This is a genomic window from Xanthomonas sp. F1 (genome assembly GCF_014199855.1).
Window position 1 is genome coordinate 118723 of sequence record NZ_JACHOK010000007.1, and the last position, 22451, is coordinate 141173.

A 22451-nucleotide genomic window follows, 5' to 3' on the forward strand; every position below is an offset into this window, starting at 1 on the left:
CACTTTGAGCGCAGTGGCGCGTCCAGTTGACCTTCCGCTCACTTGCGCTGTGACGGCACGAACGCCTCATCCACCGCCGCGGCCAACTGGTCCGGCGGCAGCAGCCCTTGGTCCAGCAGGAAGTTGTTGAACTTCAGCCGGTCGAACTTGGCGCCCAGCGCCAGTTCGGTGCGCATGCGCAGTTCCAGGATGCGGCTGTAGCCGTAGAAGTAGCTGCCGGCCTGGCCGGGCGCGCGCACCATGTAGCGGTCCAGTTCCTGCCGGGCCATCGCCGGCGACAGGCCGACCTCGTTCTCCAGCACCAGGCGCGCACGCTCGCGGTCGATCAGGCCGAGATTGAGCATCGGGTCGAGCATGGCCCGCGCCGCGCGCAGCAGGCGGAACTGCAAGGCGACCAACTGCCCGTCCAGCGGTTCGTACGGCACCATCTCGGCCTCGGCGTACAGCGCCCAGCCTTCGACGTTGACCGAATTGAACGCGAACAGGCTGCGCGCCAGCGACACGCCGCGCTCGACCATGGCGGTGAACTGCAGTTCGTGGCCGGGCCGGCCCTCGTGCGCGCTCAGCGTCCACGCCGCCGCGCCGAAGTTGAAATCGTCGTAGTGCTCGCCCTTGCCGGCGCTGTCCGGATTGCCCAGCGGCAGCACGAAGGTGCCCTGCTCGCCGGTGTTGCCGACCAGCGGTGCCGGGCGGAAATGCGGCGCCGGTTGCGCGGCGCTTTCGGCTGGCGAGCCCAGGCGCATCTGCATCGGCCGCTGCGGCACGTCGACGATGTGCTGCTGGCGGATGATCGGATCGATGCGGTCGATGACGCTGCGGTAATGCGCCTCGAGCTTGTCGTCGGGGATGGTGTCGCGCTTGAGCGCGCGCAGCACCGCGCGATAGTCGCGGGCATCGTCGCCGCGCAGACCCTTGGCGGCGGCCACCAGCGGCGCCAGCTGCTGCATCGTCGCGCGGGTTTCCATGAATTCCAGCTGCGCACGCTGCATCAGCACCTGCGGGGCGATGTCGATGCCGACCTGCTTGAGCTGGAACGCATACAGCTCGGGCGGCAGGCGCGCATCCTCGCGCGCCTGCGGCAGCACCACCGTGCGCGTCCAGGTGGCGTAGTCCTGGAACTGCTTGTCCAGCGCCGCCAGCGCCGCGTCCGCGCCGGCGATCCCGTACTCGGCGAACAGCGCGCGAATGCCCTTGGCGTAGGTGTCGACATTGCTCAAGGCCTGCTCGACCTCGCGCCTGGTCGGCTGCAGAAGCTTGCGGTCGGCGCGCTTTTCCTCGTAGCGTTGCCGCGCCAGCAGCAGGATCGAGGTGCTGCCCGGCGCCAGGCCGACGTAGCGCTGCAGCCGCAGCAGCGCCTTGGCGCGGCGCGCCGCCGGCACCTGCTCGGACAACAGGTTGTTGATGCCGCCGAACACGTGCTGCGGCGCATCGGTCCATGGCAGCAACAGGCGCTCGTTGAGCGTGCTGCCTTCGATGGACTGGTCGGCGGCGTGGATCAGGATCGCCAGATCCTGGCGCACGTTGGGATCGCGCTCCACCTGCAGTTTTTCCTGCAGCGTGCGGCGCGCGGCGCTGATGGCCTCGCGGAAGCGCCGTGCGTTGTCGGGACCGAAGTCGGAGACCTGATCGTCGAATCCAGGCACGCCGAAGAAGCTCACTTCCTCGGCCTGGAACGGCGCCTGCGCCTGCAGCAGGATCTGCGCGAACGCATTGCTACGCTCCACCCAGGCCGGTGTGCGCGTGGCGGAAGCGGCCGCCGGTGCGGCCGCTGCGGCCAGCGCCGGGAACGGCGAAGGCGCTGCCAGCGCCAGGGTCAGGGCGATGGCGAGGACACGTGGCTTCATGGCGCAGCTCCGGCAGAATGATGTCAGGACCGTACGCGGCACGTGCCGGATCGGCCATCTGCCGGAGGTCATGGCTGCGCCACGCGGCGGCGCAGCATGCGAACAGGCCCGCGTCGCGGCCGACGCAAGGCGCATACAGTGACGGCAACGCGGAATGCATCACTGCAGATGGCAGTGCGATGGTCGCACGCCCATGGAAGCCACCCACGCACCACGCGACGAGTGGGCGGCAACACGTTCGCCACCCGCTTACTTCGTCGCGTCGGCCTCGGCCGGCATGGCGTTGTCTGCGTCCGTTGCGGGCACCGGCGGCGCCTCGACCGCCATCCCGTCCGCCTCCTCCTCGTCGTCGGCGTCCTGCCCGAGCGCGTCGAGCAGCGGGATCGCCTCGCCCGCATCCGGCAGTACCTGCAAGGTGGTGTAGTGCCACTCGCCCGCATGGCGCTCGGCTTCGATGTACAGGGTGCCGTTGGCGCGGCTGCCGTGTAGTGACACGCTCAGCTCGGCATTGCCGTTGCCGGCGCCGCTGGTGCTGATGTTGCCGCTGGGCATGATGCCGTCCTTGATCGGCGCGCCCAGCGCGGCCGCCACGCGTGGATCGTGTTGTGCGGCCATGACGCCGACGCGATACGGCTCGGACGACTTGGTGACGCGCGCGAGGCCAAGCACGAACACCGCGATCGACGCCAGCAGCAGGGCGCCGAGCACCAGCACGATCAGCGGCACCGCCCACTTCCAGTGCCGCGCCCACCAGCCGCGCTGGGCCGGTCGCTGTGCCGTGGCGGTGGTCGGGCCGGGCGTCCCGGGTAGCGGCGGCGGACTCGACATTGCGTCACTCCTTGTCATGCGGAAACGGGCAGGTGGAAGCGGACCGGCGCGCTCAGGGCTTGAGGCAGCGCGCCAGGAAGGCTTCGGTGGTGCGGTAGCGATGCAGCGCGTTGCTGCCGGACAGGCCGTGCTTGGCACCCGGATAGGTCATCAGCTCGAACAGCTTGCCGCGCTTCTGCAGTTCGCTCATCAGCGAGGTGGAATTGGTGAACAGCACGTTGTCGTCGGCCATGCCGTGCAGCAACAGCAACTGCGAGGTCAGCCCATCCAGGTGCGCGGCCACGCGGCTGTCGCGGTAGCCGTCGGGATTGGCCTTGGGCAGGTTCATGTAGCGCTCGGTGTAGTGGCTGTCGTACAGGCCCCAATCGGTGACCGGCGCGCCGGCAGCGCCGCAGGCATAGGCCTCGCTGTGCTTGGCCAGCAGCATCAGGGTCATGTAGCCGCCGTTGGACCAGCCGTACACGCCGATGCGCGCCGCATCCACCCACGGCTGCGCCTTCAGCCAGGCCACGCCGCGCAACTGGTCGTCCACTTCCACCGTGCCCTGGTGCTGGTACAGCGCGCCGCCGAAATCGCGGCCGCGGCGCGGCGTGCCGCGGTTGTCCAGCGAGAACACCACATAGCCGTGCTGGGCCAGGTACTGGTCGAACAGCGCATCGCCACGGCCGGGCCAGCCGTCGAGCACGGTCTGCGCGGCCGGGCCACCGTACACGTAGACCACCACCGGATAGCGCTTGCCGGGATCGAACCCGTCCGGCTTCATCAGCCGGTAGTGCAACTGGGTCTTGCCGTCGGCGGCGGTCATGGTGCCGAACTCGACCGGCCGCTGCGCCTCGCGGTAGGCCGCATAGGGATGCTGCGGATCGGCCAAGTCGTTGACCAGCAGGGTGGCGATCTTTTCGCCATTGGCGCGGAACAACTCGATCTGCGGCGGCGTGGTGGTGTTGGACCAACTGTCGACATACACGCTGGCGTTCTTGGCGAAGCTGGCGGCATGCGTGCCGTTGGGCTTGGACAGCGTCTCGATGGCACCGCCGGCCAGCGGCACCGCGTAAATCTGGGTCTGCGTCGGCGACGCCTTGGTCGCGGAGAAATAGACCTTGCCGGCCGCTTCATCCACCGCCAGCAGCTCGTCCACCACCCACTCGCCCTGGGTCAGCGGGCGCAGCGTGCGGCCGTCTTCCGAGGCCAGATACAGATGTTCGTAGCCACTGCGCTCCGAGCCCCAGACGAAGCGCCCGTCCTTGAGGAAGTGCAGGTCGTAGGTGAGCGGGACCCAGGTCGGGCTGGTCTCGATGATCAGCACGCGCTGCTTGCCGGTGGCCAGGGTCGCCTCGATCAGCTCCAGGCGCTTCTGGTCGCGCGACTGGCGCTGGAAGGTCAGCCGTTGCGGATCGCGCCAGTCCACCCGCGCCAGGTAGATGTCCGGGTTCTTGCCCAGGTCGATCCACTGCGGCTGCGCGCCGGCACGCGGCGCGATCGTACCGAGCTGGATCTTCACGTTGGGCTGGCCGGCCTGCGGGTAGCGCTGCTCCACCACCTCGGTGTGGTCGGCGTAGACCTCCGGGCGCTTCTGCACCGGCACCTCGGTTTCGTCGATGCGCGCGAAGGCGATCGCCGAGTCGTCCGGCGCCCACCAGTAGCCGGTGTGGCGATCCATTTCCTCGTCGGCGACGAACTCGGCCACGCCGTTGCCGATGGTCTCGCTGCCGTCGTGGGTGAGCTGATGCTGCTGGCCGCTGGCCAGGTCGATCACCCACAGGTTGCGCCCGCGCACGAAGCTGACGTAGCCGCCCTTGGGCGAGATCTTCGGATCGGTGACGAAGCCTTCGCCATGGGTGAGCTTGCGTACCGCCGCGCTACCGCTCTTGCGCAGGTCGTACAGGTACAGCTCGCCGCCGAGCGGGAACAGCAACGCCTGCGCGTCCGGCGCCCACTGGTACTCGACGATGCCGGTGTAGGCGGCGATGCGCTGGCGCTCGCGGCGCGCCTTCTCCTCGTCGCTCAGGGTCTCGGTACCGGGCAGCACCAGCTTGGAATCCACCAGCATGCGGGTCTGCCCGCTGGCGATGTCGTATTCCCACAGGTCCAGCTGGTTGCGGTCGCTGTCCTTGCCACGCAGGAAGGTCACCCGCGAGCCGTCCGGCGCCACCTTGGGCTTCATCAGGGTCGGCCCGGACAACGGCTTGCTGCCGGTGATGGCCTCCAGGGTCAGTTTCTCGGCGTGGGCGGGAAGGACGGGGGTGGCGAGCATGAGGGCGAGAGCGGCGAACAGAGAGCGCATGAAGGTTCCTGATGGAGCACCGAGCGCACGGATGATGCGCGTGCGCCCGGGATTTGAGAAGCGCGCGGGCTCAGCGCTGCCCGAACAGGTGCTTGCGCTCGGCGTCGCTGAGCGGCTTGCCCGCGTTCGGGTTCACCTGCTCCTTCAAGGCGTAGGCGCGCTGGGTGGCCGGGCGCGCGGCGATGGCGTCGTGCCAGCGCTTGAGATGCGGGAAAGCGGCGTAGTCGGGAGACAGGCCGTTGTACACCTCGATCCACGGGTAGCTGGCCATGTCGGCGATGCCGTAGGCGTCGCCGGCCAGGTAGGCGCTGTGCGCCAGGCGCTTGTCCAGCACGCCGTGCAGGCGCCGCACCTCGTTGCCGTAGCGCTCGATCGCATAGCCGATCTTCTCCGGCGCATAGACGTTGAAGTGGCCCATCTGCCCGGTCATCGGGCCGAGCCCGGCCATCTGCCAGAACAGCCATTCCAGCGCGACCACGCGCCCGCGCGGATCGGCCGGCAGGAAGCGGCCGGTCTTCTCGGCCAGGTACAGCAGGATCGCGCCGGACTCGAACACGCTCTGCGGCGCGCCGCCGTCGGCCGGGGCATGGTCGACGATGGCCGGCATCTTGTTGTTCGGCGAGATCGCCAGGAATTCAGGCGCGAACTGTTCGCCGGCACCGATGTTGACCGGCTTGAGCGTGTAGTCCAGTCCGGCTTCCTCGAGGAACAGGGTGACCTTGTGCCCGTTGGGGGTGGGCCAGTAATACAGATCGATCATGGCGGCGCTCCTGGAAGGGGAATCCGAGTGTAGCGGCGCCCCCCGGCTTGGCAGCGTCATCGCCGGCCGAGTACCCTGGCCGCTCCCGCAACGCAGCATTCCAGACCAAGCCATGACTCCAGAGCGGCCCCGCCTGCACCCCCTGTCCAACCTGATCTTCGCCTCGCGCTGGCTGCAGTTGCCGTTGTACCTGGGACTGATCGTGGCCCAGGGCGTGTACGTCTTCCTGTTCGGCAAGGAGCTGTGGCACCTGATCCACGAGGCGCCGCGCCTGGGCGAACAGCAGATCATGCTGATCGTGCTCGGCCTGATCGACGTGGTGATGATCTCCAACCTGCTGGTGATGGTGATCGTCGGCGGCTACGAAACCTTCGTGTCGCGGCTGGGCCTGGAAGGCCACCCGGACCAGCCGGAATGGCTGAGCCACGTCAACGCCAGCGTGCTCAAGGTCAAGCTGGCGCTGTCGATCATCGGCATCTCCTCGATCCACCTGCTCAAGACCTTCATCGCGGTCGGCGCGCTCGGCGGCATGCCGATGTGCTCGCCGGAACAACTGGCCAGCGCCGTGGGCACGGTGGACCTGAAGAGCTGCGCGACGCTGACCGCCACCGGCGTGCTGTGGCAGACCATCATCCATGGCATCTTCATCCTGTCGGCGATCGGCATCGCCTGGACCGACCGGATCATGTCCGCGTCCGCGCCGGCGCGGCCGGCGCACTGACCTGCGCGCGCAGCGTCACGCTTTTTGCCGCATGGCAGCGGCTGCCACGCACACGGCGGCCGCGGATGCTAGATTGACCGATGGGGTGCGCTGGCGGCATGGGGGCCGCAGCACCGCGAACGCACCGCCGTCGCATCGTTGATTGCCAACACCGGGGATTCAGGGGGACGCATGTCGCAACTCACCACACTCGCCAAGGCGCGCCGGGTCGCGCCGATCCTGTTCCTGGCCGCGCTGGCGGCCTGCTCCAAGCAGGAAGAGGCCGCACCACCCAGCGCTGCACCGGCCACCGCCGCGGCCAACGCACCGGCACCGCCGGCGGTCTCGGCCAAGGTGCAGTCGATGGGTACCGAACAGTTGCACGACTCGGCCAGCCAGGCGCTGCGCGAGAACCGCATGTACGCGCCGGCCGGCAACAACGCGGTCGAGTACTACCTGGCGCTGCGCGACAAGCAGCCGGACGACGCCGGGGTCAAGAGTGCGCTGACCGACCTGATGCCGTACACGCTGATCGCTGCCGAACAGAGCATCAACCGCGAGGATTTCCCGGAAGCGCAGCGCCTGATCGGCCTGATCGAGAAGATGGATCCGCAGGCGCCGGCGCTGCCGCGGCTCAAGCAGGGCGTGAGCAAGGGCATGGAGGCCGTGGCGCAGCGCAGCCAGGACGAGACCGACAAGGCCAAGAAGGACGCCGAGCAGAAGGCCAAGCTGGCCGCCGAGCAGCAGAAGCAGGCGCAGCAGCACGCCAGCGAGGCGCAGGCCGCGCAGCAGATCGCCGCGCAGCAGGAGGCCGCGCGCCGCGAGAGCGCACGCCAGGAAGCCGAACGCCAGGCCGCCGCGCGCCCCGCCACGCCCACCGCCACGGCGCAACCGACGCCCGCACCGGCGGCGGCTCCCGCGGCCGCGCCGGCCGCCGCCGCCGCACAGACCCTGCGCCCGATCAGTACCCCGGCCCCGCGCTACCCGCCCGAAGCGCTGCGCTCGGGCACCGCTGGCGAAGTGCTGGTGGAGATCACCGTCGGCACCGACGGCGCGGTCACCAATGCCCGCGTGCTGCGCTCCACACCGCCGCGGGTGTTCGACCGCGAAGCGCTGAACGCCACCAAGCGCTGGCGCTTCGAGCCGGTCGGGGCACCGGTGACCACCCGCCGCACGCTGGCGTTCAATCCCGGCGGCTGAGCCGCGCAACATCATGCGCGCGCCCGGCAGCCGCCGGGCGCGCAGCGAACGCGAAGGCGCAACACCGCGCCGACGGGAACACTCCGACCAGAACGATCAGGGCGTCGGTGTCATGCGCGCGCTGCGAGCGGTCGCGCCGAAGCGCCCCTTGCGCCAGGCCACCCAGGTCGCGATCGCGCCCACCACGGTGCACACCAGCAGGCCCGGCAACGAGGCCTCCGGCCCGAACGCGCCGCCGCTCAGCCACTCGGGCATCCCCGCCTGCGCGGCGCTGCGCGCGATCGCCGGCCCCATGTCGGTCCCCGACACCGCCGCGCCGAACAGATAGCCCTGGGTGAAGTTCCAGGCCGCATGCACGCCGATGGAGACCCAGAGCCGGCCGGTGAGCACATAGAAGGCACCCAGCATGATGCCGGCCTCCACCGCGATGCAGAGCGCGGCGAACACGCTCGCGTTCGGATTGCCGAGATGGGCCAGGCCGAACAGCAGCGCCGACAGCGCGAACGCCAACCACGGCCCGAACGCGCGCCACAGCAGGCGCAGCAGGATCGCGCGCAGCATCAGTTCTTCGACCACGCCGGCCTGCAGCGCCTTGCCGAGCGCACCCCATGCCGGCGCCGGCCCGGCCCAGCGGATCGTGTACACGCCGAACGCCGCCATGAGCGCCATCACCGCCGCGAACATCGCCGCGCCCAGCAATAGCCCAAGGGCCAACTGCGACGGCGCCATGCGCCAGGCGAGTTCCGCCGGCCAGCGCCGTTCGCCCAGGCGGACCGCGACGGCGTAGAGGATGGCGGCCGTCAATGCCGTGGCATACGGCGCGACGCGCTCCGCGCCCGGCGGCAGCAGCCTGGCGCACAGCAGCGGCACCGCCGTCGCCACGACCACCATCAGCGCCAGCAACGCGATCGCCCAGGCCACCGCCCGCAGCCAGCGCACGCTCCCCGGCTGCAGGATGCGCGCCTCGCCCAGCACCAGCAGGCGCCCAGCGCCGGCAGCCGTCACTGCTGGGGCATCGTGTGGATATGAAGACATGCAAAGGCTCGCTGCGGAGGAGGAGTCGGCAAGACGGAACGCTTCCGCCGCGCACAGGGAGTGTGCATCACGATCGCATCCCGGCGCGGCTCCGCGACGACGGGCGTGCAGCGCGCGGCCCCCGCCCGCGCGCTGCCGCCTGCTCAGCTGGAGATCGCCAACTGCTCCTGCCGGTAGCGGCGCACCGCCGCCAGCCACAACACCGCGGCCAGGCCGAAGCCAGTGAGCAGGTACACCGCCCAGATCTGCGGATCGATCGTTTCGCGGCGGATGATCTTCATCAGCATCTGGTTCTGCGCCAGGAACGGCACCGCGAACTGCCACAGCGTGGTCTTCAGCGGATACACCATCAACGCGTAGCCAGGCAGCATCGGCAGCAGCATCAGCCAGGTCATGTGGCTCTGCGCCTCCTTCATGCTCTTGGCCGAGGCCGCCAGGTAGGTCAGCAGCGAGGTGCCGATGAACAGCATCGGCAGCAGCACGAACAGCATCTGCAGCATCGCCACGAAGCTGACGTTGAGCTGGCGGCCGATGCCGCTGGCCACCTGCGCGCTGAGCTTGAACGCGAGCAGGGTCAGCAGCAGCGACACCAGGCCGACCACGCAGGCCGCGGCGATCTTGCCGCTGACGATGGCGCTGCGCGAGGCGGGGGTGGCCAGCAGCGGCTCCAGCGATTGCCGCTCGCGTTCGCCGGCGGTGGCGTCGAGGATCAGGTAGGCGCCGCCGATGAACGAGGTGATGGTCAGCAGCACCGGCAGCAGCATCGCCAGCAATGCGCCGCGCTTGGCCTCGGGCGTGGCCAGGTCCTGCAACGCCACGTCCAGCGGCCGCGACACTTGCGAATCGATGCCACGCGCCAGCAAGCGCAAGGCACCGACCTGCTGACCGTACATGCTCAGCGCGGCCTGCACTCGCTGGGTCGGGATGTCGGCATCGCGACGGGTGCTGTCCTTGATGATCTCCACCAGCGCCGGGCGCCCTTCGTGCCAGGCGTTGGCGTAGTCCTCGTCGATCTTCAGCGCCAGGTCCACGTCCTGACTGCGGATCGCCCCGGTCAGGTCCTTCGGCGGTGCGACCGCGTTCAAGCCCTGTGCGGCGAGGAAAGCCACCAGGTTCGGCGCGCGTTCGCGGCCGATCACTGGAATGTCCAGCGGCTTGTCGATCTGGGTGCGTACGCGGCTCTCGGCCAGCGCGCCCATGCCCAGGATCAGCGCCGGGTACAGCAGCGGCCCCAGCAGCAAGGCCAGCGCCAGGGTGCGGCGATCGCGCGAGAGGTCGCGCAATTCCTTGCGCATCACGGTGAATACGGTACGGAGCAGGCTCATGCGTGCAGTCCCTCGTCGCTGCCGATCGCCTTGACGAAGGCGTCTTCCAGATTGGGTTCGCCGGTGAGGGCGCGCAGTTCGTCGGCGGTGCCGGCGGCCACCACCGTTCCCTTGGCGATGATGACGATGCGATCGCACAGCGCCGCCACCTCCTGCATGATGTGGCTGGAGAAGATCACGCAGCGTCCTTCCTCGCGCAGCTCGCGCAGGAACCCGCGCAATGCGCGCGTGGTCATCACGTCCAGGCCGTTGGTGGGTTCGTCCAGGATCACGTTGCGCGGGTCGTGGACCAGCGCGCGGGCGATCGCGGTCTTGGTGCGCTGGCCCTGGCTGAAGCCTTCGGTCTGGCGGTCGAGGATGTCGTCCATGTCCAGCGCCTTCGACAGCAACCGGGTGCGCTCGGCGATGCGTGCCGCCGACAGCCCGTGCAACTCGCCGAAGTAGGCGATGTTCTCGCGTGCGGTCAACCGCTTGTACACGCCGCGTGCGTCCGGCAACACGCCCAGCGCGCGCCGCACCGCCATCGGATCCTGGCCCACGTCGACGCCGTCCACGCGCACCTGGCCCTGGTCCGGTGCCATCAGCGTGTACAGCATGCGCAAGGTGGTGGTCTTGCCGGCGCCGTTGGGACCGAGCAGGCCGGTGATCTGGCCGTCGGCGGCCTGGAAGCTGACCCCTTGCACCGCCTGCACGGCGCCGGCGCGGGTCTTGAATGCCTTGTGCAGATTGTCGGCGACGATCATGCGTGCCCCTCCCTGTCGAACGCTGCGCAGCTCATGGTTCCCATCCGTTGAATGAAGTGAAGGCCGGTACGCCGCTCATCGCGTCCAGGCAGGTGGCATCGAGGTGCTTGGCATCGGCGGTCTCGAAGAACTGGCCGAGCAGCTTGGGCATGCAGCCCAGGGTCATGGTGCCGTGACCCTGGCCGCGCACCACCAGGTGACGGCCGTTGGGCAGGCCCTTCAGCACGCGCTCGGCGTAACGCGGCGGGGTCACCGGATCCAGTTGGCCGGAGGTCAGCAGCACCGGCAGCGTGGAGGTGAACGGCGCGGTGAAGTCGGCCGGACGGGTGCCGGTGGGCCACACCGGGCAAGGCGCGAAAAACATCTGCGCGACTTCCGGACCGAGCAGCGTGTCGTGCGTCTGCGGCGCGCGATAGCGGTCGGCATCCTCGGCGCAGATCACCGACCACTGCATGCCGCGGTTCATCTGCCCATCCAACTGCCGGCCCATCATCCGCGCCAGCGACATCAGCGGTCCGTAGCGGCCGTTGGCGGCTTCGTCCAGCACCAGCGGCAGCAGCGACGCGGTCTGCGGCGCGTAGGAGAACGAGAACGCCAGGCTGGTGACGGTGTCGGCGGTGACCCGGTCGTGGCGGCTCTCGCCGCTGGCCGGATCGCGGTAGTCCACTTCCACCGGCGCCTGCCGCAGGCGCTCCACCACCGCGCGCAGCTGCGTGCGGGTGTCGGTGGGGAAGCGCTTGGCACAGGCCGGGTCGGCCTTGCATTGCTCGGCCTGCAGCGCGATCGCATCCTCGAACGTGTTGGCGAACTCGCCGCCGACCACCAGGTCGTTCGGCGCCACGCCATCGATGACCACGCTGCGCACGTGCGGCGCATAGCGGCGCGCGTACTGCTGGGCGACGCGGGTGCCGTAGGAACCGCCGATCAGGTTGACCTTGTCCACGCCCAGCGCGGCGCGCACCGCGTCCAGATCGCCGATCGCCTGGGTGGTGGTGTAGTAGCGCGGGTCGGCACGGCCCTGCAGCGACTGCGCGCAGCGCCGGGCGTAGTCGACCAGTTCGGCGGCGGTGGGCGCACGCGCCGGATCGGCCAGCGGCATGTCCTTGCCGTCCGGCCCCAGGCAGCTCAGCGGATTGGACTGGCCGGTGCCGCGCTGGTCGATCAGGAACACGTCGCGGCGCTTGCGGGTTTCGCGCAGTGCCATGTCAACGATGCTGGCGACCTGGGTGGCGGCCTGGCCGGGACCGCCGGCCAGGAAGAACACCGGATCCGGATCGCTGCCGCCCTCCCCGGTGATCGGCAGCCAGGCGATGTTGAGTTCGATCTTGCGGCCGTTCGGCGCCGCCGGATTCTCCGCCACCGCCATGCGCGTGCATTGCGCGGCGACGTTGTTGGAAGCCACCGGATTGGTCAGCGTGCACGGGTGGAAGCGCAGCGTGCCGTAGCTGCGCTCGGACGTCTGCGGCGCCGGCGCCTGGGCCGCCTGGCAGGCGGCGAGCAACAGGGTGGCCGCCGCAATGGCGAACGGCCGGGAAGGGTGTCGCATGGTTCGCATCCTTGAGGTCATGACTTGCAGAATGCCATGCCGGAACATGGCGTCGTCGGTGCCCGGTAGGGCATGGAACGGAGTACGCGGTTACTCGGCCTCATCGAACAGGAACACCTGCTCGATGCTGTGCGCGAACAACCGCGCGATACGGAACGCCAGCGGCAGGCTCGGATCGTACTTGCCGGTCTCCAGCGCATTGATGGTCTGCCGCGACACGCCCAGCCGCTCGCCCAGTTCGCCTTGCGACCAGCCGTGCGCCTCGCGCAGCTCGCGGACTCGGCTGTTCATTGGTAGCGGCGCGCGTTCGCGACCTTGACCACGCCATAGGTCATGCACAGTGCGGGGAACACCCACAACATCGCGCTTGAGGCCGACACCACGATCACCTGCGCCGCCTGCAGGAACCCCGCGGCCATGTAGACGCCGCAGATCAGCCCGGCGGCGATGGCGATGGACTCCAGCTCGATGCGCCGCTGCAACTCGTCGGAGTCGCGCACGAAGCGCGCCACCGCGCGGATCACCAGCGCCAGCATCACGGCCGGCAGCAGCGCCACCACCGCGCGCAGCCAGAGCACATCGACGCTATCCAGCAACCGCTTCCAGAACAGCATCACCACCACGTAGGCGCCCATCGGCGGGAAGAACTCACGGTAGTAACGTCGCGCCAGCGCCCGCGGCGCGCTGTCGGCCAGGCTGCCCCGCGACCACCACAGCAGCACCGCCATGAACAGGCCGCTGACGCCAACGCCCATGCACAGCCCACGCAGATAGTCGCTGCCGCCGAACGGCAGCCAAGCAGCCGCCGCCAGCAGCGCCAGACTCGCGCAAAGCACTACGATCGCGTTGCGCCTACAGTTCCCCATGCCCGCCCCCAGTCTCAGCCCACCCCGTTCCGGCGCCCGTTCCGGCTGCGCCCCATGGCGTGCCGACCTTTCCCCTGTCAAGCACGCTTGACAGCAGAATGCGCGTCGCAGGGACACCTGTCAAGCGTCCTTTACAGTCGAGATAGGGGGCACAGACGCGTCCGTGCGGAAGCCCTCATAGCCCTTCGGGGCACCTTTCCCAAAAATGGAGCCAAGGTCTCGAGGGCAGAAGCGAAAGCCATAGCCCCTCTCCCATCGGGAGAGGGGTTGGGGTGAGGGCAAGGGGCGCGCAGCGCCTGCAAGGATATGGCCCTGCGAGGCTTCGCCCTACCCTCATCCGCCCCTTCGGGGCATCTTCTCCCAAGGGGAGAAGGGAGACGCTAAAGCCCCTCTCCCGCCGGGAGAGGGGTTGGGGTGAGGGTACGGGCGCGCAGCGCACTTGGCATTTCCGGAACGCACGGCTTCGGACCCGACAGACCTTCCTGGTGAGCGGTCGCGGCTGAAGCCGCTCCTACAATAGGCGTAGGCATCGCCCCTACTTGCTGCTGACGTACTTCTCGCGACGGATGTGCTGCACCGGCAGGCCAGCCTCCTTCAGCGCATCGAAGCAGGCATCGACCATGTTCGGATTGCCACACAGGTAAGCGATGTCGCCTTCGGCCTGCGGCGCGAATTCGCCCAGGAACTGCTGCACGTAGCCATGCCGCACGTCCGGATGCGGCGCTTCCGGCAGCTCGCGCGAGAAACACGGCACGAAGCGGAAATCGGGGTGCGCATCGGCGAAGGCGCGGAACTCGTCGCCGTACAGCAGCTCGGCCGGGGTCCGCGCGCCCAGCAACAGCACCACCTCCACGCCGCGCTCGGCCATCGCCGCTTCCAGCAGCGGCAGCATCGAGCGGTACGGGGTGACGCCGGTGCCCGTGGCGATCAGCAGATAGCGACGGTTGGCGTCGCCGGGCTGCAGGCAGAAGCGACCGTACGGGCCGCTGGCGCAGACCTGGCCACCGATCTCCAGCGCCTCGAACAGCGCCGTGGCCGCGCCGCCGGCGACGAAGCTGACCGCGATCTCCACGGTGGCATCGGCCGGCTGCGCCGGATCGTGACGCGTGGCCAGCGAATAGCTGCGCTTGGTCGCCGTGCCGTCGGCATAGTGGAAGTGCACCTGCACGAACTGGCCGGGCGCGAACGGCAGGGGTTGGCCGTCGTCGCGGACGAAGCGGTAATGGCCGACGGCCGGAGCCAGCATGTGGCGATCGACCAGTTTCAGCGGGAATTGGGCAGGCACGGAGATGCAACAGTCTGTGGCCGGGGGCGACCCCACGAGGTCTTCTATAATAGCGGCTGCACTTCTCCTGCGCCGTCGATGCGGCGCGAAGGCCCGCCTTGACTCCCGCATCCGCTCTTTCCCCGCAGACGCCGGCGCCCGCCCTGCGCGTGCGCGACCTGCGCAAGACCTACGACAACGGCGTGCAGGCCCTGCACGGCGTGTCGCTGGACGTGTTGCCCGGCGACTTCTTCGCCCTGCTCGGCCCCAACGGCGCCGGCAAGTCCACCCTGATCGGCATCATCAGCTCGCTGGTCAACCTCAGCGCCGGCCAGGTCGAGGTGTTCGGCACCGACCTGAGCAGCCAGCGCAGCGCGGCGATGCGCCTGATCGGCCTGGTGCCGCAGGAAATCAACTTCAACCTGTTCGAGAAGCCCTTCGACATCCTGGTCAACTACGCCGGCTTCTACGGTATGCCGCGCGCCGAGGCCGAGCGCCTGGCCGAAGTGGAACTCAAGCGCGCGCACCTGTGGGAAAAGGCGCAGGTGATGAGCCGCACCCTGTCCGGCGGCATGAAGCGGCGGCTGATGATCGCCCGCGCGATGATGACCCGCCCGCGCCTGCTGATCCTGGACGAACCCACCGCCGGCGTGGACATCGAGATCCGCCGCGACATGTGGCGCGTGCTGCGCGAGATCAACGGCGCCGGCACCACCATCATCCTCACCACGCACTACCTGGAGGAAGCGGAGAGCCTGTGCCGCAACCTGGCGATCATCGACCGCGGCCGCATCGTCGAACAGGGTCCGATGCGTGCCCTGCTGGCCAAGCTGGACGTGGAAGGCTTCCTGCTGGACATCGACGGCGAACTGCCGGCGCAGTTGCCGGCGATCGAGGGCACCACGCTGCTGGCGCAGGACGCGCACACCCTGGACCTGGACATGCCGCGGGCGATGGACCTCAACCGCGTGTTCGCCGCGCTGGGCGACGCCGGCATCCGCGTACGCTCCATGCGCACCAAGAGCAATCGCCTGGAGGAACTGTTCGTGCGCCTCACCGGCGAGCACCGCGACGCGGCGACGGCCAGCGCCGGCGCGACGCCGCCGTCCGCCACTCCCTGATGCCCCCACGGCGGCGACCATGACTCCCCAGACCGACTCCACCCTTCCCGTTTCCGACGCCACCCCGGCCCAGCGCAACTGGGTCGCGCTGGGCACCATCGTACGCCGCGAGGTCAAGCGCATCCTGCGCATCTGGGGCCAGACCCTGGTGCCGCCGGCGATCACCATGACCCTGTACTTCCTGATCTTCGGCGGCCTGATCGGCTCGCGCGTGGGCGACATGGGCGGCTACAGCTACATGCAGTTCATCGTTCCCGGCCTGGTGATGATGAGCGTGATCCAGAACAGCTACGGCAACATCAGCTCCAGCTTCTTCGGCGCCAAGTTCGGCCGCCACGTCGAGGAACTGCTGGTCAGCCCCATGCCCAACTGGGTGATCCTGTGGGGCTACGTCGCCGGCGCGGTGCTGCGCGGGCTGATGGTCGGCGTGATCGTGCTGATCATCGCCATGTTCTTCACCCCGGTACGCATCCCGCACCCGCTGGTGACCCTGACCACGGTGCTGCTGGGCGCGACCATCTTCTCCCTGGCCGGCTTCATCAACGCGGTCTACGCGAAGAAGTTCGACGATGTGGCGATCGTGCCGACCTTCATCCTGACCCCGCTGACCTACCTGGGCGGCGTGTTCTACTCGGTCAAGCTGCTGCCCGGCTGGGCCGAGGCCGCCACCCACGCCAACCCGATCTTCTACATGGTCAATGCCTTCCGCTACGGCCTGCTCGGCAGCAGTGACGTGCCGGTATGGGTGGCCTACAGCCTAATGCTGGGCTTCGTCGCGGTGCTGTCGGCGCTGGCGCTGTGGCTGCTGCGGCGTGGGGTGGGGTTGCGGAGCTGACGCCCCGCGTCCCCTCCGCACTACCCCGGCGTCCCGGGGTTTCACGCCTTCTCATGCCCGACGCTGCCAAGCGCCGGGGCCGCTCGATGCGTCCCGTGTCCGCCCGGTTCCGAATCTCTGGCTGCAAGCAGAGCGGCGGCAGGTCACCCGCCATTCGATGCTGCGACCTCACAGGCCCGGCCGGAGCAAGCGCATCTGCCTTGCTCCGCATCGATACACATTGCCGACTGTCTCGTCACGCGTCTCCGGCCGCCCACGGCCACCCGACCCGCGCCTGCACGGATCGCGGACGCAGCGACATTCGCGGATGGCACGCCGTGCAACATGCCGACATATCCGCCACGCATCACATCCAAATCTGACGGTGCGCACGGCGCGACTGCACCGAATTCACAATTGTATATTCCATACGGGATCGCACGCGTCCAAAGTTTGACTCAATAATGTGATTTGCATCTTATTAAGCGCCAATTTATTAACGCAAGTTTTCTTGTAACGGCAATATCCCGACGCTACAGTGCACACGTCCGCTACACACCATCTCTTTACTGGACGTAAAGCGCGGGCCGGAGACCAGCTTCGTCTCCGTGAACGACTTCACTTAATGAACCCATGTCGCCACACGTTGCCGCGGGGCACGCTTGTGTGTTGCCGGTGATTGGGCGATCGAGCCAAGGAGAGGAATCAGATGAAGATCCAACGCAAGCCCATCCGTTTCGGCCGCAAGCAGCTCGGCCAGGGTATGACCGAGTACATCATCATCGTGGCCCTGATCGCGATCGCTGCGATCGGCGTGTTCACGTTCTTCGGCGGTACCGTCCGCAGCCAGGTCGCCGGTATGGCGCAGGAACTGTCGGGCAAGCAGGATGCCAGCCAGATGATCAACCGCGCTGGCACCAACGCCGGCAAGGCGCAGTCGCAGGCCGACAAAGACAAGGGCATGGCCGCTTACAACGGCAACAAGTAATGCTCTTGCCACCATCTGCCCGGAAGCGGGCAGATGGTGGCCTGCCGTCGGTCGTGTCGTCAGAAGCCTTATCCGGGCCTCTGCACATTAGCTAGCACCCCCAATCCATGGAACCAGCCGGGTCCGACGCTCGCGTCGTGCCCTCGGCGTGGTGTTGCCCGAAGGAAGCCGCATGGTGATCATCGCCGCCGCCGATCCCTCGACCACGACGGTCGCGCAAGGGCCGACCTGTATCCGTTCAAGGATGCAGGGACAAGCCATGCCGATGGTGCTGGTGTTCCTGATGGTGCTATGCGTGGGCCTGCTGGTGACCTTCAATACCGGACAGGTGGTCGGAAAGAAGGTCGAACTCACCAACGCCGCCGATGCCGCGGCCTACAGCATCGCCGTCGAGCAGGCGCGCGCGCGCAATTTCGCTGCCTATCTGAATCGCGGACGCGTCGCCAACGAAGTGGCGGTCGCGCAGATCGTCAGCCTGAACTCCTGGCTGACCATGGTCCACTCCACCACGGTCCACTTCGAAAAATTCAACAAGTTCGCCGAAGTCCTGCTGTTCTGGGTGCCCGGCCTCGGTGAAGCGTTGATCGCCATCGATCGCGCGATGACAGCGCTCAACGCCGCCCTCAAGGTATTCCGGCAAGGCTTTCTGCGAATGGCCGATATCTCCGTCCGCGGGTTGGACCAATTCCTCGACCATCCCTACGCGCTGGCCGCCGACGCGGCAGTCGGCGATCTCGCCTCGGAGGCCAATGTGTTCGCCATGGCCAGCAAGGTGGTCAAGGACAACGTGCCCGATGCCGATCTGACCGTGGTCGGCAAGGGCGTGCTGGCGAAGAACGTACTGTCGGCCGGCAATCAGCTCGAGAGCTATACGCCGGGTCAACGCCGCGGCCTGACCAGCACCAACAAGGGCGGCGAACGCTACCGCAACGTGGTGATGGCGTCGCGCGATACGTTCACGCGCGCGCGCGACGGCACCGCCTTCGGCGTGTTCAACAACAACGGCGGCACCGACATGGTCGAGTACGACCGTTGGTCGGGCGTGGATGCCTTCCAGTTCCGCCTGCCTCTGTTCCTGAAGACCTTCAAGTTTCCGATCGGCTGGGGTGGTACGCAGGCAGTGGATGGTCGCAAGCCGAACTTCTTCGCTGGCATGAACAACGGGCGAGGCTGGACATCGCCCTATGACGGCCGCCGCTACCAGGCCTATAACGGCACCCGGAGTAGCGATATCGCTGCGCGGTTCATCGAAGGTGACCCGGCCGTCATACCGGACTTCAAGCGCAACGATGCCTTCATCAACAGCTACCGCTACGGCATCAGTCCGCGCTACCACGACGTCAAGGATGCCTATTCGCAGCAGCCCGAGGGCGCCAATGCGGGGCCGATCTATACGGTCGAAGTCGGCACCAAGGTCGACAAGGCCCGTACCAGTTCCGCGCTGAAGATGGGAAGCGGACGCATGCAGCTCAAGGACCAGGCGCGGGGCGAGCAATTGCGCGCGATGGCCAGCGCACAGGTCTACTTCAATCGGCCCTACGAACTCAGCGCCTTCCGGCGCTCGGTGTGGGGCAGAGGCGACGGCAAGTTCGAAAAGGGCAGTCTGTTCAGTCCTTACTGGCAGGCACGCCTGGTGCAAACCCCCATCTCCGACCGCACACTCCTGGTGGCCGCTCCATGATGTTATCGACCAACCGATCCCGCGCTCTGGCCCTGGCCTGCGCGGCCTCGCTCGCGTTCACCGCAGGGTGCCAGTCGCACGAAGCACCGGAAGGGGGCGCCGGCGAAAATTCGTCGTCCGCCGAGAGCGGTGTCAAATCGCTACCTGCCCTCCACGTGGTCCTGACCTGGGAATCGCGGTTGGGCGGCGAGAATCTGGAGCGCAAGAACTACCAGGCGAAGCTGGAGGCCTGCCGCGGCTCGGGCATGCCGACCCGCGCACTCTCGCCGCAGGAAGAAGCCAAGCTGGGAACCGGCGAGGTCGAGATCATGATCGATGCGCATCGGCAGTTCGCCCATCAGGTGAGCTGGACCCTCGGCGCCGATGGCGACAGCGCGCAGGCCGCTTGTATGGTCAAACTGGAAGAGCACACGGACAAGGACGCCATCGAAGACGCCAACGGCATGTACATGCCGATCGACAGCAGCGCGCGCACGCAGGAGCGCCAGAGCGTCCAGGCCATCGGCTGGAAGCTGGCGGGCGAAGGCCAGATCAAAGGCCAGCCCTGCACGCGCTGGGAGAACGGCAAGCAGGACGTGTGCATGTGGTCGGGCGGTACCAAGTGGGGCTTTTCCGAATCGCCCGGCGATGCGGCCGGCTGCACCGTGGACGGTGCAGGCGCTTACCTGCAGGCCATTCCGCTGGAAGCCAAGCCGCTGCAGGGCGGCAACGGCTGCGTGCTGCAGGTCAAGTCGTTCAGCCTCGGCAGCGGTCTGATTCCTTCCAACGTGGCGGGTGCGAAGGAAGAAAACTAGGAGGACGCAGGATGAAGACGACGTTCTTTTCACCAGCGCGCAGGATGCGCGGACAGGGGATGGTGGAGCTGGCGGTGTGTGCTGCCGTGCTGGTGCCGCTGTTCCTGTTGATCCCGGTCGTGGCCAAACTGGGGCACGGCAAGCAGATGGCGATGCAGGCGGCGCGCAACGCCGCCTGGGAAGCCAGTGTGGCAAGCAATTATCAACCGCCAAGCCGCGCCGTCTTGCAGCGCAGGGCGCTCGACCGCAACTTCGCCGATGCCGACGCGCCGATCACCAGCCGCGCCTCCGGCAACGGCAACGGTGCGTTCGCCGACCAGATGCTCAACACCTTCTCCAACCGGAAGCTGCTGGAGAAGAGCGACCTGTCGATCACACGGACCGCCAACAGCGGCTCTCCGGGCTACATGGACAACGCCGCCGCGCTGGTGCCACGGAATTTCGCCGACAGCGCGTTCCCGCCCAACCGCAACGGCTATGTCACCGCGGAAGTGGCGCTGAACTATCGCGACCTGAAGACGGCGGACGGGCGACCTGCGCACTTCCTGGAACCGTTGGACAATCTCAACCTGGTCGACAAGCGCCACCAGACCCTGCTGACCGACGCCTGGAACGCGTCCGGTCCGCGTAGCGGCCCGCGCAGCGTGGTCAGCGCCGTGCGTCCGCTGGCGCCTGCCTCCTACTTCGCCGGCCTCGATCGCATCTTCGACATGGTCAAGCCGTTGAAGCCGATCCTGCCGATGGTCGGCTCCCTCGGCGACCTGGAGCTGGGCACCATCGAGCCGGATGTCGTGCCTTCGGACAAGCTGGCCAACTATCCGGTCAAGCCGGGCAAGCCATGAACGCACGCAGCTCCCATCGCGTGCTCGCCAGCGGGCTGGGCCTGCTCCTGTCCGCGCTGGCGGTGCAGCCGGCGCGTGCGGTGGACTGGCCGGAGGTACCGGTCCCGGACCAGGCGTCCGGCGAGGTGGTGTCCGACCACATGCTCTACAACGGCATCGCGATGCGCGCCAGCCGTTTCAGCGTCGCGCAATCGCCACGGCAGGTCGAGCAGTTCTATCGCAAGGAATGGGGCGACCTCGTCGTGGCGACACCGGCCGGCAGCAAGACCGTGCTCGGCCACATGACCAAGAGCGGGTACTACATCACCGTGGAACTGAGCGGCGATGCCAACCGCACCCAGGGCCAGATCGGCGTGATGGAAATCCCGAAGAAAAACCTCCCCGCCGACGGAGTCGGCAAGGGCTTCGGCCGGCTGCCGGACACGCAGGTCGCCGAGGACATCGTCTACATGGACACGCCGCGTCATGTCAGGACACTGAGCATGCTCAACCGCTACACGCCGCTGCAGAACCAGCAGTACTACGCGCGGTATTTCGCCGGGCAGGGCTACGCGCGCGACGGCTCCTCTTCGGCCTGCAACGCGAGCAGTCCGCACTGCGTCTCCCGGTTCACCCGGCAGGACGATCGCGTCACCGTGACCTCGAGCCGCGGACAGACCGGTACCGTGATCGTGGCGGTGGTCGAATGAATGCGCACGTCCTGCCCGGCCGGCGCCTGCAGCGCGGCCAGTCCACGATCGAATACACCGTGGTGGTCATGGCGCTGGTGATCGTGCTGATCGCCAAGCCCGACCTGATCACCGAGGTGGTGACAGCCCTGAAAGATCTCTATGCCGCCTTCGTCTACGCCATCTCGGCGTCCGACGTACTGGTGGGGTGATCCTTCTTCCCTCGCGATGACCTGCCCGACGGCGCCTCTTCAATGCAGAAACCCAAACTCAGCAAGAACGTCCTTTTCATCCTGATCGCGGTGGTCATGGCCGGCCTTGCCGCCTTCATCGCGGTCAGCTACATCCGCACCACGGTCGCCGAACGCACCCAGGACAACCGGCCGATGGTCGACGTCGCGGTCCCGGTGAACGATCTGCCGCAAGGGGCGATCCTGCAGGGCAGCGATCTGGCGCTGCGCACGGTCCCGGCCGAATTCGCGCCCGCCGACGCGGTCACGCCCGACAACCACACCCAGTTCGAAGGCCGGATACTGCGTGCGCCGGCGCGGGGCGGCGCACCGCTGAGCGCCAGCGCCTTGGTCCCGCTGTACGACCAGTTCTCGCGGCTGATTCCCAAGGGCAAGGTCGCCTACACGATGAGCGTGGACGAGAACAATTCGATCTCGGGCATGATCGCGCCAGGCGACCTGATCGACATCTTCTTCGTCAAGGACGCCTCCACCGGCAGCAATGGCGGTGCTGGCGGTCAGGCATCGGGCGCGCAGGTGTTCCCGCTGCTGCAGAAGATCAAGGTGCTGGCGGCCGGCAGCCGCATCGGCGAGACGCCGACGCCGAAGGAAGGCGAGGAATCCAACACGTCCACCGGCTTTTCCAGCGTCACTCTGGAGCTGGACCAGTACCAGGCCAAGCAGCTGGCGGTCGCCTCCAAGGTGGGCGCGGTGCGCGTGCTGCTGCGCGAAGTTCAGGACACCTCGCCTGGCGCGGCAACGGGCATGAGCGAGAGTCAGTTGTTGCGATCGCTCGGATCGGGAGATCCGGCAAGCACGGGCAGCGGAAGCAGCCGCGTTGAGTTCATCATTGGCGGAAAGGGTTAAGCATGACGCAAGCAACACGCCGTCGCAGGAGCAAGGCCGGGACATCGGCGC

Annotated in this window: 22 protein-coding genes; 11 read left to right on the plus strand and 11 right to left on the minus strand. The window is 67.8% G+C overall.

Going from position 1 to position 22451, the window contains the following annotated elements:
* Nucleotides 1-38 precede the first annotated feature (38 nt).
* The 4 genes from GGR71_RS15450 to GGR71_RS15465 form a co-directional block, all read right to left on the minus strand.
* Nucleotides 39-1844: a DUF885 domain-containing protein gene (locus tag GGR71_RS15450; protein WP_184452099.1), complete on the minus strand. Its 1806-nt coding sequence runs from the start codon at nt 1842-1844 to the stop codon at nt 39-41.
* 249 nt (nt 1845-2093) lie between these two features.
* Nucleotides 2094-2672: a cytochrome c oxidase assembly factor 1 family protein gene (locus tag GGR71_RS15455; protein WP_160963234.1), complete on the minus strand. Its 579-nt coding sequence runs from the start codon at nt 2670-2672 to the stop codon at nt 2094-2096.
* Nucleotides 2673-2724: 52 nt separating this feature from the next.
* Nucleotides 2725-4956 (minus strand): S9 family peptidase, encoded by a 2232-nt coding sequence (locus GGR71_RS15460; RefSeq protein ID WP_160963232.1) that lies wholly within the window; start codon nt 4954-4956, stop codon nt 2725-2727.
* A 70-nt stretch (nt 4957-5026) separates the two neighbouring features.
* A complete protein-coding gene (locus GGR71_RS15465; protein ID WP_160963230.1) occupies nt 5027-5716 on the minus strand; it encodes a glutathione binding-like protein in 690 nt (229 codons plus the stop codon).
* Nucleotides 5717-5828: 112 nt separating this feature from the next.
* On the opposite strand from GGR71_RS15465, the gene GGR71_RS15470 reads away from it, so the two are divergent.
* A complete protein-coding gene (locus GGR71_RS15470) occupies nt 5829-6437 on the plus strand; it encodes a TIGR00645 family protein (protein ID WP_160963228.1) in 609 nt (202 codons plus the stop codon).
* A 171-nt stretch (nt 6438-6608) separates the two neighbouring features.
* Nucleotides 6609-7616: an energy transducer TonB gene (locus tag GGR71_RS15475; protein ID WP_160963226.1), complete on the plus strand. Its 1008-nt coding sequence runs from the start codon at nt 6609-6611 to the stop codon at nt 7614-7616.
* A gap of 96 nt (nt 7617-7712) precedes the next feature.
* On the opposite strand, the gene GGR71_RS15480 is transcribed toward GGR71_RS15475, so the two are convergent.
* The 7 genes from GGR71_RS15480 to GGR71_RS15510 all read right to left on the minus strand — a co-directional run bounded on the left by GGR71_RS15480 (nt 7713) and on the right by GGR71_RS15510 (nt 14377).
* Entirely contained in the window at nt 7713-8651 is a 939-nt protein-coding gene (locus GGR71_RS15480) for a CPBP family intramembrane glutamic endopeptidase (RefSeq protein ID WP_184452100.1), read from the minus strand.
* Nucleotides 8652-8794: 143 nt separating this feature from the next.
* The gene (locus GGR71_RS15485) at nt 8795-9976 is read right to left on the minus strand and encodes an ABC transporter permease (RefSeq protein WP_048491277.1); all 1182 of its coding nucleotides are present in this window, start codon (nt 9974-9976) and stop codon (nt 8795-8797) included.
* A complete protein-coding gene (locus tag GGR71_RS15490) occupies nt 9973-10719 on the minus strand; it encodes an ABC transporter ATP-binding protein (RefSeq protein ID WP_017908432.1) in 747 nt (248 codons plus the stop codon). Before GGR71_RS15490 ends, GGR71_RS15485 begins: the two co-directional genes overlap by 4 nt.
* A 31-nt stretch (nt 10720-10750) precedes the next feature.
* Nucleotides 10751-12265, minus strand: a complete 1515-nt coding sequence (locus tag GGR71_RS15495) for an alpha/beta hydrolase (RefSeq protein WP_048491276.1) — start codon at nt 12263-12265, stop codon at nt 10751-10753.
* A gap of 90 nt (nt 12266-12355) precedes the next feature.
* Nucleotides 12356-12556 (minus strand): helix-turn-helix transcriptional regulator, encoded by a 201-nt coding sequence (locus GGR71_RS15500; RefSeq protein WP_048491275.1) that lies wholly within the window; start codon nt 12554-12556, stop codon nt 12356-12358.
* A complete protein-coding gene (locus tag GGR71_RS15505) occupies nt 12553-13131 on the minus strand; it encodes a hypothetical protein (protein WP_184452102.1) in 579 nt (192 codons plus the stop codon). The genes GGR71_RS15500 and GGR71_RS15505 overlap by 4 nt, the downstream gene beginning before the upstream one ends.
* A gap of 535 nt (nt 13132-13666) precedes the next feature.
* Nucleotides 13667-14377: an FAD-binding oxidoreductase gene (locus GGR71_RS15510; RefSeq protein ID WP_237474419.1), complete on the minus strand. Its 711-nt coding sequence runs from the start codon at nt 14375-14377 to the stop codon at nt 13667-13669.
* A gap of 137 nt (nt 14378-14514) precedes the next feature.
* On the opposite strand from GGR71_RS15510, the gene GGR71_RS15515 reads away from it, so the two are divergent.
* From GGR71_RS15515 to cpaB, 9 genes are all read left to right on the plus strand, one after another.
* The gene (locus GGR71_RS15515) at nt 14515-15516 is read left to right on the plus strand and encodes an ABC transporter ATP-binding protein (protein ID WP_184452104.1); all 1002 of its coding nucleotides are present in this window, start codon (nt 14515-14517) and stop codon (nt 15514-15516) included.
* A gap of 19 nt (nt 15517-15535) precedes the next feature.
* Nucleotides 15536-16351 (plus strand): ABC transporter permease, encoded by an 816-nt coding sequence (locus GGR71_RS15520; RefSeq protein WP_160961161.1) that lies wholly within the window; start codon nt 15536-15538, stop codon nt 16349-16351.
* A gap of 688 nt (nt 16352-17039) precedes the next feature.
* Nucleotides 17040-17318 (plus strand): pilus assembly protein, encoded by a 279-nt coding sequence (locus GGR71_RS15525; RefSeq protein WP_160961164.1) that lies wholly within the window; start codon nt 17040-17042, stop codon nt 17316-17318.
* Nucleotides 17319-17490: 172 nt separating this feature from the next.
* Nucleotides 17491-18999, plus strand: a complete 1509-nt coding sequence (locus tag GGR71_RS15530) for a pilus assembly protein TadG-related protein (RefSeq protein WP_160961166.1) — start codon at nt 17491-17493, stop codon at nt 18997-18999.
* Between the two features lie 155 nt (nt 19000-19154).
* Nucleotides 19155-19793, plus strand: a complete 639-nt coding sequence (locus GGR71_RS15535; RefSeq protein WP_343160833.1) for a hypothetical protein — start codon at nt 19155-19157, stop codon at nt 19791-19793.
* An 11-nt stretch (nt 19794-19804) separates the two neighbouring features.
* Nucleotides 19805-20635 (plus strand): TadE family protein, encoded by an 831-nt coding sequence (locus GGR71_RS15540; RefSeq protein WP_237474412.1) that lies wholly within the window; start codon nt 19805-19807, stop codon nt 20633-20635.
* Nucleotides 20632-21324, plus strand: a complete 693-nt coding sequence (locus GGR71_RS15545; RefSeq protein ID WP_160961172.1) for a hypothetical protein — start codon at nt 20632-20634, stop codon at nt 21322-21324. Before GGR71_RS15540 ends, GGR71_RS15545 begins: the two co-directional genes overlap by 4 nt.
* Nucleotides 21321-21515 (plus strand): hypothetical protein, encoded by a 195-nt coding sequence (locus tag GGR71_RS15550; RefSeq protein WP_160961174.1) that lies wholly within the window; start codon nt 21321-21323, stop codon nt 21513-21515. The genes GGR71_RS15545 and GGR71_RS15550 overlap by 4 nt, the downstream gene beginning before the upstream one ends.
* 42 nt (nt 21516-21557) lie before the next feature.
* Nucleotides 21558-22400, plus strand: coding sequence for a Flp pilus assembly protein CpaB (cpaB, locus tag GGR71_RS15555; RefSeq protein ID WP_160961176.1), 843 nt, complete (start codon nt 21558-21560; stop codon nt 22398-22400).
* The last annotated feature ends 51 nt before the right edge of the window (nt 22401-22451 follow it).

Excerpts from the sequence above, each read along its gene's own strand:
- GGR71_RS15490 (WP_017908432.1), bottom strand. The coding sequence starts at position 10,719 with ATGATCGTCGCCGACAATCTGCACAAGGCATTCAAGACCCGCGCCGGC.
- GGR71_RS15475 (WP_160963226.1), top strand. The coding sequence starts at position 6,609 with ATGTCGCAACTCACCACACTCGCCAAGGCGCGCCGGGTCGCGCCGATC.
- GGR71_RS15545 (WP_160961172.1), top strand. The coding sequence starts at position 20,632 with ATGAACGCACGCAGCTCCCATCGCGTGCTCGCCAGCGGGCTGGGCCTG.
- GGR71_RS15485 (WP_048491277.1), bottom strand. The coding sequence starts at position 9,976 with ATGAGCCTGCTCCGTACCGTATTCACCGTGATGCGCAAGGAATTGCGC.
- GGR71_RS15495 (WP_048491276.1), bottom strand. The coding sequence starts at position 12,265 with ATGCGACACCCTTCCCGGCCGTTCGCCATTGCGGCGGCCACCCTGTTG.
- GGR71_RS15525 (WP_160961164.1), top strand. The coding sequence starts at position 17,040 with ATGAAGATCCAACGCAAGCCCATCCGTTTCGGCCGCAAGCAGCTCGGC.
- GGR71_RS15540 (WP_237474412.1), top strand. The coding sequence starts at position 19,805 with ATGAAGACGACGTTCTTTTCACCAGCGCGCAGGATGCGCGGACAGGGG.
- GGR71_RS15460 (WP_160963232.1), bottom strand. The coding sequence starts at position 4,956 with ATGCGCTCTCTGTTCGCCGCTCTCGCCCTCATGCTCGCCACCCCCGTC.
- cpaB (WP_160961176.1), top strand. The coding sequence starts at position 21,558 with ATGCAGAAACCCAAACTCAGCAAGAACGTCCTTTTCATCCTGATCGCG.
- GGR71_RS15470 (WP_160963228.1), top strand. The coding sequence starts at position 5,829 with ATGACTCCAGAGCGGCCCCGCCTGCACCCCCTGTCCAACCTGATCTTC.
- GGR71_RS15450 (WP_184452099.1), bottom strand. The coding sequence starts at position 1,844 with ATGAAGCCACGTGTCCTCGCCATCGCCCTGACCCTGGCGCTGGCAGCG.
- GGR71_RS15520 (WP_160961161.1), top strand. The coding sequence starts at position 15,536 with ATGACTCCCCAGACCGACTCCACCCTTCCCGTTTCCGACGCCACCCCG.
- GGR71_RS15465 (WP_160963230.1), bottom strand. The coding sequence starts at position 5,716 with ATGATCGATCTGTATTACTGGCCCACCCCCAACGGGCACAAGGTCACC.
- GGR71_RS15505 (WP_184452102.1), bottom strand. The coding sequence starts at position 13,131 with ATGGGGAACTGTAGGCGCAACGCGATCGTAGTGCTTTGCGCGAGTCTG.
- GGR71_RS15500 (WP_048491275.1), bottom strand. The coding sequence starts at position 12,556 with ATGAACAGCCGAGTCCGCGAGCTGCGCGAGGCGCACGGCTGGTCGCAA.
- GGR71_RS15480 (WP_184452100.1), bottom strand. The coding sequence starts at position 8,651 with ATGTCTTCATATCCACACGATGCCCCAGCAGTGACGGCTGCCGGCGCT.
- GGR71_RS15455 (WP_160963234.1), bottom strand. The coding sequence starts at position 2,672 with ATGTCGAGTCCGCCGCCGCTACCCGGGACGCCCGGCCCGACCACCGCC.
- GGR71_RS15510 (WP_237474419.1), bottom strand. The coding sequence starts at position 14,377 with ATGCTGGCTCCGGCCGTCGGCCATTACCGCTTCGTCCGCGACGACGGC.
- GGR71_RS15550 (WP_160961174.1), top strand. The coding sequence starts at position 21,321 with ATGAATGCGCACGTCCTGCCCGGCCGGCGCCTGCAGCGCGGCCAGTCC.
- GGR71_RS15530 (WP_160961166.1), top strand. The coding sequence starts at position 17,491 with ATGGTGATCATCGCCGCCGCCGATCCCTCGACCACGACGGTCGCGCAA.